Origin of the sequence: Fructilactobacillus sp. Tb1 (assembly GCF_050500285.1) — a bacterium.
Taxonomy (GTDB): Bacteria; Bacillota; Bacilli; order Lactobacillales; family Lactobacillaceae; genus Fructilactobacillus.
Genome location: NZ_CP191377.1, coordinates 497,059 through 511,186 on the forward strand (window position 1 = coordinate 497,059; position 14,128 = coordinate 511,186).

The following is a 14,128-nucleotide window of genomic DNA, read 5'->3' on the forward strand; positions in this document are numbered from 1 at the left end:
TAAAAGCTCTGATATCGTGTGATATCAGAGCTTTTTTATTTCTAATTCATATTGGTGTGGTTCACCTTTGACCACATGTCTAACATGATCATAAGTACAGTCCAGAATACACAAAATGTGGGGATCATCTAAGCTATAGCTTACATACTTCCCTTTTTTATGAAACGAGATTAATTGATGTTCTCGTAAAATCGCTAATTGATGTGAAACCACGGATTGGGCTAAATCAAGTTTTTCCGCAATCTCATTCACGGTCATTTCATTATCTTCTAAGAGATAAAGTAACTTCACTCGGGTCGGATTACTTAACACCTTATAAATTTTATTCATTTCTGGTAATAATTGTTCGTCAAAATTTGTTTTCACAGTTAATCATCCTAAAATAACTTAATTATGCGGTTGATGAAACCACTATCAAACAACACATAGATTCCGATTAAAATATAACAGGCTTTCATCAAAATTTCGCCATGCTTTTCAATCAGATTTTGTACCATACTGTTATTTTCTACTAATTTAGCGACTAACACAATTATTAAAGTCAAACAAATTAAATATCCAGTAGCTATACCAAATTGTGACCAACTTTTGCCAAGTAGTACCGGAACAAAAATTGAAAGCACACATCCAGTACAAACTGATAGATAAGTAATAAAAGTCATATAAATTCCAGATTGATGTACATTTTCGGTCACTTCTTCGTCATCGTCTTTTAATGCCATGTAAATTGGCAGGAATCCTAAAACTCCTAGTCCCCATTCTGGAAGAAACTTACCTAAAACATCACCAACCAAATAACCAACAATTAGTAATGCCAAAACGGCTAAAGCATAGCCAATCATCACTTTAATAGTACTGTATTTCTTCAATAAAAAAATTAACATGATAAAGAAATCCAAGTTAATTGCGATAAAAGTTAAGGTTAACACAGAAAAATTCATAATTTGCTCCCCCACATATGTTATATGTAAAATATAACATATGTTTTTAACAATAAAAGCAGAAACTTTAATTTCTGCTTTTATTGTTAGAAATCTTTGTCATCCGGATTTAACGGTTTAATTTGATAAACAGTTGGTTTGGGACGGTTCACAATCTTACGTTGAACTAGATAGTTATCGACGCTCTTGTAAATAAAGAGTGGTGAAACTTCTTGAATAACATCACTAAATTCCAACCCAAACCAACTAATTGGTGAGGCCGTAAGGTTTTGCATGTAAATTCGTTCCCGAATCATATGACGATCAAATGGTTTAATATCACTATTAAAGGCCAAATCATTTGGTTTTTCCTTAATAATAATAAACTTAAAGTTTCCAATTTTACGTCCCTTTTCAGTACTGTATTTCGGTACTTGGTTTTGTAAAATTCCTTGTTTCAATAAGTTATCAACAATTTGATGTAAGTAAGCACTGATATGTTGATTTTTCTTAAATCCAAGGTAAAGTTGTACGTTTACCATGTTGTCTGTTCCCATCATATCAACCGTGTAATTACTTTCATAGGGTACGTCGGTTTCGTTAACTGAAACAAACCAGTATACTTGGGCCCGCTTCGGATCTTCATCCAAAATGGAATACATAACGTTTCGTTTAATTCGATAACCATCATGCATCTTAGTCATATAAACCAGGTTAGTTGAGTACATTGGAATGCTTTCATCTTTACTCAAATTTTCTAACTGATCACGATACTTGGTAACTTCAATGTATTCACTTTCCCGATCATAACGCTCCCGGGCTTTGTTTCCAAAATACCAAACCCACATAACGTATAAAATAATCATCATGATTAACAAGGTTACGTATCCACCGTGGACAAACTTAATCATACTTGCAATAAAGAAGACTACTTCAATCATCCCAAAGAAAAGTACAACTGGAATTGCCACTTTTCGTCCATAACGATGTTTCATGTAATCACCAAGCAAGATGGTGGTCATCAACATGGTTACTGTGATGGCAAGTCCATAGGCGGCTTCCATTTTTTCAGAGCTTCCAAAGTACCACACGACACTTAAAGTAATTGCACAAAGTAGCCAATTTACCATGGGAACATAAATTTGACTCTTTGTATTACCAGTATGTTTGATAATCATTCGTGGCAACAATTTAAGTCCGATCGCTTCTGAAACTAGCGTAAATGATCCGGTAATCAAGGCTTGTGAAGCAATAATCGCGGCTAAAGTGGCAATTACAGTCCCAAAAATCATCCAGCTTCCTGGAAGCATTCCATAGAACGGATTCATGCTTGTAAAGTGTTCCGCAAACATCTTGCTTTGATAATGATTAATAATCCAAGCTCCTTGACCTAGATAATTTAATGTCAAAGCCGTATAAACAATTGGCCAAGTCATTCGGATATTGCCTCGACCAACGTGCCCCATGTCTGAATACAAGGCCTCAGCACCAGTTGTGGCCAAGAACACACTCCCAAGAATAAAAATTCCAGATTTGTTGGCTGGACTAAATAGAGTTTCAATCGCATTAACTGGATTTAAGGCTGCGATAATTTGTGGATAGCTAAAAATGTTAATAATCCCAAAAATGCCTAAAAAAGCAAACCAAACTACCATGATTGGCCCAAGTAACTTACCAATTATAGCTGTTCCAAAATGTTGGGCCATAAAAACAATAATCAAAATAATGGTCGTAATTACTAAGACCATATGCTGATCAATCCCAAAGTTTTGAGTTTTCAATCCTTCAACCGCAGAAGTAACCGTCACAGCTGGCGTCAAAGTTCCATCAGCTAGAATTGAAGCACCCCCGACTAAAGCAGGAATAATCAACCATTTAGCGTTCTTTTTTACCAGGGCATACAGTGAAAAAATTCCACCTTCACCGTGGTTATCAGCATTCATGGCTAACACCACATATTTAAAGGTGGTAATGATCATCAGCGTCCAAAAAATTAATGAAATCGCTCCAGTTACATAGGCTGGTGTAATGTTCATTGGTGATTTAGCATCATTGATAATCGCGTTCATTACATATAGAGGTGATGTTCCAATATCACCGTATACAATCCCGATGGCAATAATCATGCCGGCGAGAGAAATCTTATTTGTTTTTTTCAAGATGTTTCTCCTAAATCAAAGATTATTTTTCCATATTTATTTGTTGCTTACTCGCTACATTTTGAAACTTATCATACCTAAATTCAAGCGTTTTTAACATTTTTTTAAGATTTCTGATTCCATTCAGATTTGAATCGTTGTACAAACTCATTTGCAACGTCAAACCGGTGCTGAGCAAACTGTTTTCCCGTTTCTGTATTAAAGCGTTTAATCATTTCATTCATCCGTTCCTCATAGTGATTAATTGTCGCCCGTTGTTTCCGATATTCAGCTTTGGTATGACTAACTTGAGTTTCAGTTGGATCATACATCTGATAGTTATGTACCCCACCAAACGAAAAGAGCCGCGCAATTCCTAACGCCCCTAAAGCATCTAAACGGTCCGCATCTTGCACAATCTGGCCCTCAATTGAGAGCTCATAATGATGTTCCAGATTAGCTGAGAATGACATGTGTTCAATTATATGGAAGATTTCTTTAATTTCGTTTTCAGAATATCCGACACTGGTTAAAAAATGTTGGGTTTCTAATTTCCGTTTTTCCGGATTATCAGTGAGTTTATCATCAAAAACATCATGCAAGTAGGTAGCCGTTAAAACTAACTCTGAATTGGCCGTTTCACTTTGTAAAATTTTACGAGCATTGTTCACCACCCGCTGAACATGATCAAATCCATGTCCGGTTTTATCACCACTCATCATGGTAACTGCAAAATTATGTACCTGATCAATTCGCCTCATGATAATTCCTCCTGAAATAAAAAGAGCTCACCTGCAGCAAGCTCTCAATCTTATAATTCGTCCCATTCAGACTTAAATTCATCCACAAAACGTTGCATATAAACTTTCCGTTGGTAAGCAATATTTTGGGCGGTTCTTGTATTCATTTCATCCGCTACTTTAAAGAGTTTTTCGTAGAAATGATTAATTGTGGTACTTTCATCCCGATAGTTATCCCGGGTCATCTTACGACGGGGATGAATTTTGGGATCATACATTTTATTGCCATGCACTGCTCCATAAGCAAAAGTCCGGGCAATTCCAATTGCACCAATGGCATCTAACCGATCAGCATCTTGCACAATTTTACCTTCTTTGGAAAGTTCTTGTTTGCCTTCCAAATTATCAGCAAAGGACATGTGTTCAATAATCGCAAAAACTTTTTCAATTTCATCCTCTGAATAACCAAATTCAGCTAGTTTTTGCCGTACGTCAGCTTTCCGGCCTGCAACGTCATCAGTTAATTTATCATCAAAAACATCGTGTAAATAAGCGGCAGTTAACGCAATTTCACCGTTTGCTGGTTCATCGGTTAATAATTTCAATACCATATTTGTAACTCGTTCAATATGATCAAATCCGTGACCGGAGTTATCTCCAGCCATCATTTTTTGTGAATACGCACGTACTTGGTTTAATTTTTCGTTCATTTGATTCACCTTTTCCATATTGTTTGTATAGAACTATTTTAAAGCACAAAAAAACATCCGTAAATAATTACGAATGCTTTTGTTAAATTTATTTTTTCCCGATAAACGGAATCTTCCAGTTGTACTTACCACAAAGTTTAATCATGGCTGGGACAAAAATCAAACGAACTAGGAAGGCATCGAAAAAGACTCCGAAAGCCAACACAATTCCAATTGATTTAACCGTTGGATCAACTGCGATAATGAAACTACCAAATACGGCAATCATAATAATCGCAGCAGTTACAATGACCGGTCCACTTTTCTTAATTCCAGTTCGAACGGCTTGATCGTTATCACCAGTTTTGGCGTATTCTTCATGAATCCGCGAAACCATAAACACTTCATAATCCATCGCTAATCCGAACAAAATTCCAATCGCAATTACTGGTAAGAATGCCAATACGGGTGCACTAGTATGGATATTTAATAGTCCATTCATGAAACCATCTTGCATTACTAAGGTCGTTAAACCAAATGAAGCAAAGATTGACATTCCAAATCCAATCATCGCAAACAATGGAATTAAGACTGATTTGAAAACTAACATCAAGAGAATAAATGCTAGCAACATGACTAACCCAATTAATTCAGGAATGGCAGCGTTCAATTTCTTAGTAATATCAATATTAACGGCGTTTGTCCCTGTCAAAATAATGTCAGTATTGTCATATTTTTGATAGTGTTTGCCCATGTCGTTAATTTTATTAGCTAATGTTTCAGTCTTTGCTGATTGAGAACCAGTCTTTGGCACCACGATAAACATGGCATATTTACCATCATCACTTAGCATTGCTGACGACATCACTTCTTTTTGCATCTTAGCCTGCATTTGGGCTTGGAAATCAGCGGTGGCTTTCTTTACCACAGCTTGTTGTTGCGTAGCATTCATACTAGGATTTTTCATCATTGCTGCCATCATTTGTTGTTTGACGTACGCTGCACCTTGTTCCTTAGCTTGAGCCTGGAATTCAGGAGATTGGGCTTGCTTGAGTTTCTTTTGATCTGGCATTTGCACTAATTTTTCTACGTCTTTTGTATGAGCTAACTTAGTCGTAATTTTATCAATCGTCTTTTGCTTTTCAGCAGCAGATGCATGGCTATCAAGTTTAATCACTCCCACTAAGTTAGCATCTGAACCAGCCCCAAATTTATCCGTCATCATATCGTAGGCTTGTCGTTTAGTGTTATTTTGCGCTAATTGACCATCAGATGGCATTCCTAAACGCATATGAGATGCTGGAAAGGCAAATCCAGCTAAAATAATAACAGAAATTAAAATTGAAATTACCGGGTGACCGACAATCATTTTAGTAAAGATTCCATCTGGTTTTACGTCATCTTCTTTTTCATGACTTGCACTAATATGATTTTTACCTAAAGACATCAAAGCTGGCAATAACGTTAAAGCTGAAAGAATGGCAAAGAAGACACTAGCTGCGGCCGCAAGTCCCATTTGAGTTAAGAAATCAATGCCAACCACACTTAGGCCAGCAACGGCAATCATCACAGTTACCCCAGCAAATAAAACTGAAGCTCCGGCACTCTCGATGGTAGCACCCATCACAGCTTGTTTATTATCAGTTTCGTTTAATTCACTGCGGTATCGATGCACAATGAATAACGCGTAATCAATTCCAACTGCCAAACTAATCATCACCGCTAAAGTTTGGGCCACATTACTAATTGAGAAGATGTTGGTTCCAATTGTAATGATTAAAATTCCAGATACTAATCCAACCACAGCACTCACAATTGGAAGTCCAGCTGAGACAAATGAACGGAACAAAATCAATAACAAGATAAATCCAAGGGCAATTCCAATTAATTCAGATAACCCACCTACTTCAGTCTTTGTAACGTTCACAGTTCCATTGTAAGCAACTTTCATGTCATCATGCTTCAATGTATTGAAGTGATGCTTAACGTCGTTAATTTGCTTATCAGAAACTAACCGTGCGTCTTTTTTGAACGTGATGCTAACGTAGGCAGTTGTTTTATCTTTACTAACTGCTTGTGCTTGGTATGGATCTTGAACACTCTTGATACCATCTTTATTCTTAATCTCGCTAATTTGTTTTTCTAACTTAGCTTTATTCTTCTCAGTAGTTAAGTCCCCATTTTTAGCTTGCACAACCACTTTCATCGTTCCAGCATCTAAATTTTGATGGAACTCTTTCTTAATTGTACTTTGGATATCAGTTGATGGAATTCCTGAAATCTTCAAGTTCTGATTAAAATTAGAACCCAAAGTTGCAGCAAAACCAATCATGACTCCGAGCATGACAACCCAGCCCAATAAAGTTTTCCATTTATTCTTGAAAACCCATTGTCCGAGTTGATTTAAAAATTTCTTCATCGTTTTTCCTCCCTAAAATCATCAATGTCCCCATTATCAATGCATTTTGCTTAAAAAGAAACGGACAATCATGTTACAATGCACATTAAATGTGCATTGTTAAGGAAGTGTCTATAAATGACTGATCTACGTAAGGAAAGAACCAATAAATTTATCCGGGAAAGTTTTAATCAATTACTCACCGAACAACCATTTTCTAAAATTACCGTCGCAGAAATTGTCAAAAAAGCCATGATTCATCGAAATACTTTTTACCAACATTACGACGATAAATACGATTTACTCCGTTCTTGTATCGCCAATATGGTCAACGATTCTGATTTCTCAATCGAGGAATTTAAAGTTAAGCCATTCACTACGATTGACCAAGCTTTAATGACCAACTATCCAAAAATTTTAGACCGCCAAGCGAATGACGAAGATTTCCGTCATACGACCAATAACGTCTTACTTAGCTCAATTACCAAAAAAAGTGATCATCGCGATATTTTTTGGGTCATTGGTAAAATTGCCGCCATTTTCATCTGGAATGAAATGACCAATCAAAATTATGATCTAATCAACGACTATCAGGAACTCGACGAAATCTATACCACCGGAATTTTTCCCAACTAAAAAGCATCCATCACTGGATGCTTTTTTGTGTCTTATAAGAAATTAACAATTTGCATAACAATTGGAACCACGAATACAAATAAAACTGTACTGGTTACAACAATATTTGTTGCATAAGCCACATCCCCATGTGAGCGACCCACTAAAATTGGAAGAACTGCTAAACCTGGGGCAGCAGATTGAACTACGAAAGTTGAGATTTCTAATTTTGGCAAACTGATCCCTTGATGCATAAAGAAACACAGTACAGCAATCATAATTGCTGGTGCAATTACAAAACGTCCCATTAAAGCCAAAATCGAATCACGATCAAAGTGAATTGAATCTAATCCTGCATCCGCTAAAATAATTCCGATATAAATCAATGACAATGGTGTTACTAGACCACCAATCATTTCAAAAGTATTCCCAAGCATTGGGAAAGCCTTTGGTTGCACAATAAATGTGACTGGTAAATTCAAGCTAAGCCAAACTAATGCCACAATAAATCCAATTAATGGAGCTGGAAGTAATTTCTTCCAGTTAAAGTTCGCATCAGTTTTTTCACCCTTCTTTTTGGTTGGATCATCTGCAGAAATAAAGAAGATTCCAATTGCCCAAGTCGAAATGGTATTCATCAAGTAGTAAAGCAAGAAGAATGGCAACACTTTGTCACCAAACAACGCCACGTTTAAGGGCATTCCGATAAAGATGGTATTAGCATTTACAAACATATTGATAAATGCACCGCGACGACCTTTACGAATCTTAAAAATCTTTACTAACGCGATGGCTACCAGGTAGCCTAGTAGGAAACTAAGGAACAGGTAGAATAAACTTCCTGATAAACCGATCAGCTTATCGCGGTTTAATCTTGTCACCACTGACATGAAGATTGAAACAGGTAAAGCGATATCCATAATGATAAAAGCGATGTTGCTTTTGAAGGTATCACCAAGGCGGCCGGAATTACGTAGCCAGAAACCAAGTGCAATTACTAAAACAATTTCACCCACACTTGATAATGAGGTTAAGAATGCAGTCATATTAAATTTTTTCTCCTAATTTTTCGTAAATATCCAATTTTGTCTAAACGACACAAAAAAAGCGCCCGTAATTAAATACGAACGCTTTTTTCAAGTTACGCTATATTATTTAACTTCTTTGTATACTGGGTACCATTTTTCTGCTTCAACGGCAGCTTTAACGTCGGTAACTTTTTCACGAGTAATACCTTCATCAACAGCAGTTTGAGCAACAGAGTTGGCAACAGTTTGTGAGAATTCAGTTAATCTGTCAACTGGTGGCAAGATAGGTGCACCTGGTTGAGTTGGGTCAACAATACCACCCAATGAGTGAGCAGCAGCTGAAATCATCTTGTCACTTAAGTTAGTAGCAGTTGCGGCGATAGCACCTAAACCAATACCAGGGTAAACAAGAGCATTGTTAGCTTGACCGATTTCGTAAGTAACACCGTTGTATTCAACAGGAGCACTTGGAACACCAGTAGCAACTAAAGCACGACCATCTGACCACTTGATAACATCAGCAGCAGTAGCTTCAGTTAACTTAGTTGGGTTTGAGATAGGCATGATGATTGGACGTTCACAATGAGCAGCCATTTCTTTGATAACATCTTCAGTAAATGCACCATGAACAGTTGAAGTACCAAACATGATAGTAGGATGGACAGTTTTAACAACAGCAAGTAAGTTAGTTAAATCTTCTGAGTTGTCAAATTCTGAACGACTTCTAGCAAATTCTTTTTGACCAGGAGTTAAGTCAGTCATGTCATCGAATAATAGACCTTGTTTGTCAACCATGTAGAAACGTTTTTTAGCTTCTTCTTCAGTTAAACCAGCTTGAACCATTTCTTCAGCAACACGTTGAGCAATACCAACACCGGCAGTACCCGCACCGAAACAAATGTATTTTTGTTCAGTCATCTTACCACCAGAAATGTTAAGACCACCTAATACACCAGCTAATACAATGATACCAGTACCTTGGATATCATCGTTGAATACCAAGTATTGATCTTTGTATTTTTCAAGGATGTTGGCAGCGTTAGCACGACCAAAGTCTTCGAAATGTAGGTATAAGTTAGGGAAAAGATCTTCAGCTTCTTTAACGAATGTGTCAACGAAGTTGTAGTATTTGTCAGAATAATCACGTTCTTGGTCATTACCTAAGTACAATGGATCTTCAAGCAATTCTTTTCTAGTAGTACCTGCATCAAGCACAACAGCTAATACTTCAGAAGGATCAATTCCTGCGGCTGCACTATAAACCATCAATTTACCAACGGGAATGTCGATACCTTGAGTACCCCAGTCACCAATACCAAGAATACCTTCACCATCAGTTACAACTAATAATCTGATGTTACGGCCTTCAGCAGCATTGATTAAGCTTTGACGAATAGTTTCTTGATCATCATCGTTGATTGATAAGAAAGCAGCGTTTTGTGGGTTAACGTACATACGACTGTAGTTTTCAATTGAATCGGCGATAGTTGGATCGTAAACGATTGGCATGAATTCACTAACATGTTCAGCAAAAGTAGCGTAGAAAAGTACGCGGTTTTCGTTGAAGATGCTCATTAAGTAAACACGTTTTTCTAAATCATTACTTTTAGTTAAATATTCTTTGTATACACGAGCAGTTTGTTCTTTCAAAGTTTGTACACGTGGAGGTAACATACCTTGAAGATTTAATGTCTTACGTTCTTCTTCAGTAAATGCAGTACCTTTATTTAAAAAGGGATTATTTACAATTTCTTGTCCTCTTGACATAGATAAGGCTCCTTTTTGTAGTATCATTATATTAATAAACATCCTGTATATTAGTTCACAGAGAAAATAATTGTCAAACACATAATTTACATAAGCAATACTTATATGAGGTGATTTTATCAAACTACAAGACTTGATTTACTTTAACAAACTAGTGGAACTAAAGAGTTATACGACTGTTTCCGAATACTTTGGTGTTAGTCAGCCAACAATTTCAATGGCGATTCAACGGCTAGAAAAAGAATTTAACGTTGAACTTATCAACCGAAACCAAGCCCATCACAAAATCAAAGTAAGCCCCCATGGTAAAGTTTTACATAAACATACCGAGATTATTAATCGTGAAGTGGAATCTTTAAAAGAAGATATGCATCATAATTTTAAAGAACCAATTCGCTTTGGTCTCCCCCCTATCATTGGAAATTATTATTTCCCTAGTTTAGCTTTAGAACTTAGCAAAGCTGACATTTTAGATGACCTCGATAACATTGAAGCTGGATCTGGTAAATTACTAGACCAACTCCGTTCTGGGGAAATTGATATCGCCCTTCTTGGTTCCAACGAACCCATCGAAAGTCATGCCATTAATGCCAAATTGTTAACTAAAAGTGAGTTCAGAATTATCGTTTCACCTGACTCTCCATTAGCTAAACGCGACAAAATTAAAATTAAAGATCTTAATGGTATAAACTTTATTTCTCTTTCCGATGATTTCGTGCACCATAACACATTCAATAAATTGTGTAATGAACATAGTATTAGCGTACACGTACGTTACCATACGCAAGATATTGAATTATTAAAGCAACTAGTTTCTGAAGATTTAGGGGTATCTTTCTTAACCGAACAAGCCATCGGTCCTAAAGATAACCTCGTGGCAATTCCAATTGATGATAAAGATTTAGATCATTTCTACGTTTCCTTAACGTATCGTAAAACCCACGTCCTTTCACCAAAAGAACATCAATTAGTTGATTTGCTTACCAGTTCAATATCAACCCCTATCGAAAATAACTAAACAAAAAGAGTCGTCATCAGACGACTCTTTTTTGCTACTCTAAACTTCTTTATCAGTGTCAGTTTCAACTCCAACACCATCATATTCTTCAAGAATCATCTTCTTGAGATCGGCAAAGAGTGGTTCTTTAGGGTTAGCAGTTGTACATTGGTCAGCATATGCTAATTCAGCAAGGTGATCTGCGGCAGCTTCTAAGTCCTTCTTGTTAACTCCTTGAGCTTTCAAACTCAAAGTTACACCAACAGAGTGAGCTAATTCGATAAATTTGTGAACTAAAGCTTCTTTAAGTTCTTCATCAGTTGAACCTGGAAGACCTAAGTAACGAGCAATTGCTGCGTAATCTTGGTCAGCTCTGAATGATTCGTATTTAGGCCATGTAGCAATCTTCTTAGGTTTTTCGAAGTTGTAACGGATTACATGTGGCAAAGTAATTGCGATTGCAATACCGTGAGTAATTCCGAATTGTCCCCCAATCTTGTGAGCGATTGAGTGAGTAATTCCTAAGAATGCGTTAGCAAAGGCCATTCCGGCAATAGTTGAAGCAGTATGCATTTTATCTCTAGCTTCCATGTTACCGTTGTATGAATCAGTTAAGTTTTCAAAAATCATCTTAATTGCTTGTAGTGATAATGGACGAGTGTAATCAGAAGCCATGGTTGAAACGTATGATTCAATCCCATGAGTTAAGGCATCAAGTCCAGAAGCAGCGATAGTTGATTTTGGCACAGTTGCAACAAATTGTGGGTCAATGATAGCAACATCAGGAGTTAAAGCGTAATCAGCTAGTGGGTATTTGATGTGTAATTTAGCATCAGTAATAACTGAGAATGGAGTTACTTCTGATCCAGTACCTGAAGTACTTGGGATAGCAACCATTTGTGATTTAGCTGGTTTTTCAAAACGATAAGCACGTTTTCTGATATCCAAGAATTTTTGTTTAGCACCAAAGAAATCAGTTTCTGGGTTTTCGTAGATTAACCACATCATCTTAGCAGCATCAAGTGGTGATCCACCACCTAAAGCGATGATAGTATCTGGTTTGAAGCCACGCATTTGCGTTACCCCAGCGTTAACAGTATCAGTAGTTGGTTCACCATGGATGTCATCAAAGATGTAGTATTGCACTCCATCATCTCTAGCATTTAATTCGTCTAATACTTTATCAACGTAGTGGTATTTAACCATTGATGGACTAGTTACGATAAAGGCTTTCTTGATACCAGGCATATCTTTAAGGTAACGAACAGAATTCTTTTCAAAGTAAATCTTAGGTAATTTAATCCATTGCATATTATTTCTTCTCTTTGCGATTGTCTTAATGTTCAATAAGTCGTAGTCAGTAACGTTATGAGAAATTGAGTTTTGACCCCATGATCCAGTACCTAAAGTTAATGAAGGAGTCATGTTGTTGTATAAGTTACCAATTCCACCAAGTCCAGCTGGTGAATTAACAATGACACGTGAAGCTTTAACTGCGATTCCAAAATCAACGGCTAATTGGTCATTTGAAGTTTGGATTCCAGCAGTATGACCTAAACCACCGTAGTTTAATAGTTCAGATACAATTCTGAAAGCATCTTTATGATCTTTTGATTTGTATACTGAAATAACTGGTGATAATTTTTCCCCTGACATTGGGTATTTAGGACCAATTCCTGTCATTTCAACGGCAAGTACTTGAGTATCCTTAGGAATTTTAATTCCAGCCATGTCAGCGATTTGTTGAGCAGTAGCACCAGCCACTGGTCCTTTAACGCTAAGGCGTTTGCTATCAAACATTGCGTCAGTTAATTGAGCTTTTTCGCTTTCTGGAACAAAGTAAACACGGTTTAAAGAAAGTTGTTCTTTAACATCGTTGTAGATTGAAGCATCAATAACTGCACTGTTTTCAGTGGCACAAATCATTCCGTTATCAAAAGTCTTTGATAATACTAAATCGTTAACGGCACGTGGGATGTTAGCAGTTTCTTCGATGTATACAGGACCATTACCAGGACCAACACCTAAAGCTGGTTTTCCAGCTGAGTAAGCTGCTTTAACTAAACCAGGACCACCAGTTGCTAAAGTACAATCGATCCCTGGGTTTTGAATTAAGGCATTCGTTGCTTCACGACTAGGAGTGGTAATCCATTGAATTGCGTCTTTAGGAGCACCGGCCTTAACGGCTGCATCACGTAAAATTTCGGCAGCTTTGATTGATGATTTAATTGCTTGTGGATGGAAACTAAAGATAATTGCATTTCTAGTTTTCATTGAAATAATTGCTTTAAATAATGTTGTTGAAGTTGGGTTAGTTACTGGAGTAATTCCAGCTAATACACCAAGTGGTTCAGCAACTTTGATTAAGTCTTGTTCTGAGTCTTCTGAAATAATTCCAACAGTTTTATCATTGCGGATGTGGTGCCAAATTTCTTCAGTGGCAAATAAATTCTTAATTGCCTTATCTTCAGCTACTCCACGTCCAGTTTCTTCGTAAGCCATTTTACCGAGCATTTGGTGTGCATTAACTCCAGCAATCACCATTGCATGAGTAATTTTATCAACTTTTTCTTGATCGAAGTTACTCATTTCATCTAAGGCAACATGTGCTTTAGCAACCATATCATCGATATTCTTCTTGATTGCTACTACATCTGGTTCTTTTTTGTCTACCATAAACTTACCCTCCGGTTCATAAATGTTTTGTTATTTATTTCACAAGTTCATAATATCACATCAGTTTTTTATTGCAATCTTTTTGTTTATTTTTCTTGAGAACGCCGTTTTATCAGCTTATAAGCGTTATTTATAATGATTATAAAGAAATTGTTAAATT

At 36.7% G+C, this 14,128-nt stretch carries 11 protein-coding genes; 2 read left to right on the forward strand and 9 right to left on the reverse strand.

All coding sequences use genetic code 11. The annotated features are described in order from the left end of the window. Window positions 1-24: 24 nt before the first annotated feature. The 6 genes from ACQW5G_RS02835 to ACQW5G_RS02860 all read right to left on the reverse strand — a co-directional run bounded on the left by ACQW5G_RS02835 (window position 25) and on the right by ACQW5G_RS02860 (window position 6,906). On the reverse strand, window positions 25-366 hold the full coding sequence (locus tag ACQW5G_RS02835) for an ArsR/SmtB family transcription factor (RefSeq protein WP_429971565.1): 342 nt from the start codon (window positions 364-366) through the stop codon (window positions 25-27). A gap of 11 nt (window positions 367-377) precedes the next feature. Then, entirely contained in the window at window positions 378-941 is a 564-nt protein-coding gene (locus ACQW5G_RS02840; protein ID WP_429971566.1) for a cadmium resistance transporter, read from the reverse strand. Window positions 942-1,027: 86 nt separating this feature from the next. Then, window positions 1,028-3,046: a KUP/HAK/KT family potassium transporter gene (locus ACQW5G_RS02845; RefSeq protein ID WP_429971874.1), complete on the reverse strand. Its 2,019-nt coding sequence runs from the start codon at window positions 3,044-3,046 to the stop codon at window positions 1,028-1,030. A gap of 137 nt (window positions 3,047-3,183) precedes the next feature. Beyond that, entirely contained in the window at window positions 3,184-3,819 is a 636-nt protein-coding gene (locus tag ACQW5G_RS02850) for an HD domain-containing protein (protein WP_429971567.1), read from the reverse strand. A gap of 50 nt (window positions 3,820-3,869) precedes the next feature. Next, on the reverse strand, window positions 3,870-4,517 hold the full coding sequence (locus ACQW5G_RS02855; protein WP_429971568.1) for an HD domain-containing protein: 648 nt from the start codon (window positions 4,515-4,517) through the stop codon (window positions 3,870-3,872). A gap of 79 nt (window positions 4,518-4,596) precedes the next feature. Beyond that, entirely contained in the window at window positions 4,597-6,906 is a 2,310-nt protein-coding gene (locus ACQW5G_RS02860) for an MMPL family transporter (RefSeq protein WP_429971569.1), read from the reverse strand. Between the two features lie 117 nt (window positions 6,907-7,023). Here ACQW5G_RS02860 and ACQW5G_RS02865 point away from each other — a divergent pair, with 117 nt between their 5' ends. Continuing rightward, window positions 7,024-7,521: a TetR/AcrR family transcriptional regulator gene (locus ACQW5G_RS02865; RefSeq protein ID WP_429971570.1), complete on the forward strand. Its 498-nt coding sequence runs from the start codon at window positions 7,024-7,026 to the stop codon at window positions 7,519-7,521. Between the two features lie 32 nt (window positions 7,522-7,553). Here ACQW5G_RS02865 and ACQW5G_RS02870 read toward each other — a convergent pair whose 3' ends face one another. Together ACQW5G_RS02870 and ACQW5G_RS02875 are read right to left on the reverse strand one after the other, a co-directional pair. Then, a complete protein-coding gene (locus ACQW5G_RS02870; protein ID WP_429971571.1) occupies window positions 7,554-8,546 on the reverse strand; it encodes an AEC family transporter in 993 nt (330 codons plus the stop codon). Between the two features lie 105 nt (window positions 8,547-8,651). Beyond that, a complete protein-coding gene (locus tag ACQW5G_RS02875; protein ID WP_429971572.1) occupies window positions 8,652-10,295 on the reverse strand; it encodes a malolactic enzyme in 1,644 nt (547 codons plus the stop codon). 133 nt (window positions 10,296-10,428) lie between these two features. Between ACQW5G_RS02875 and ACQW5G_RS02880 the strand changes: the two genes are divergently transcribed. Then, window positions 10,429-11,313: a LysR family transcriptional regulator gene (locus ACQW5G_RS02880; RefSeq protein ID WP_429971573.1), complete on the forward strand. Its 885-nt coding sequence runs from the start codon at window positions 10,429-10,431 to the stop codon at window positions 11,311-11,313. 39 nt (window positions 11,314-11,352) lie between these two features. Here the strand turns inward: ACQW5G_RS02880 and adhE are convergent, their stop codons facing one another. Further along, a complete protein-coding gene (gene adhE / locus ACQW5G_RS02885) occupies window positions 11,353-13,968 on the reverse strand; it encodes a bifunctional acetaldehyde-CoA/alcohol dehydrogenase (protein WP_429971574.1) in 2,616 nt (871 codons plus the stop codon). Between the last annotated feature and the right edge of the window lie 160 nt (window positions 13,969-14,128).

Bases quoted from the DNA above. Each gene is read 5' to 3' on its own strand.
- ACQW5G_RS02840 (WP_429971566.1), bottom strand. From the start codon at position 941: ATGAATTTTTCTGTGTTAACCTTAACTTTTATCGCAATTAACTTGGAT.
- ACQW5G_RS02845 (WP_429971874.1), bottom strand. From the start codon at position 3,046: ATGATTATTGCCATCGGGATTGTATACGGTGATATTGGAACATCACCT.
- ACQW5G_RS02850 (WP_429971567.1), bottom strand. From the start codon at position 3,819: ATGAGGCGAATTGATCAGGTACATAATTTTGCAGTTACCATGATGAGT.
- ACQW5G_RS02860 (WP_429971569.1), bottom strand. From the start codon at position 6,906: ATGAAGAAATTTTTAAATCAACTCGGACAATGGGTTTTCAAGAATAAA.
- ACQW5G_RS02865 (WP_429971570.1), top strand. From the start codon at position 7,024: ATGACTGATCTACGTAAGGAAAGAACCAATAAATTTATCCGGGAAAGT.
- ACQW5G_RS02870 (WP_429971571.1), bottom strand. From the start codon at position 8,546: ATGACTGCATTCTTAACCTCATTATCAAGTGTGGGTGAAATTGTTTTA.
- ACQW5G_RS02875 (WP_429971572.1), bottom strand. From the start codon at position 10,295: ATGTCAAGAGGACAAGAAATTGTAAATAATCCCTTTTTAAATAAAGGT.
- adhE (WP_429971574.1), bottom strand. From the start codon at position 13,968: ATGGTAGACAAAAAAGAACCAGATGTAGTAGCAATCAAGAAGAATATC.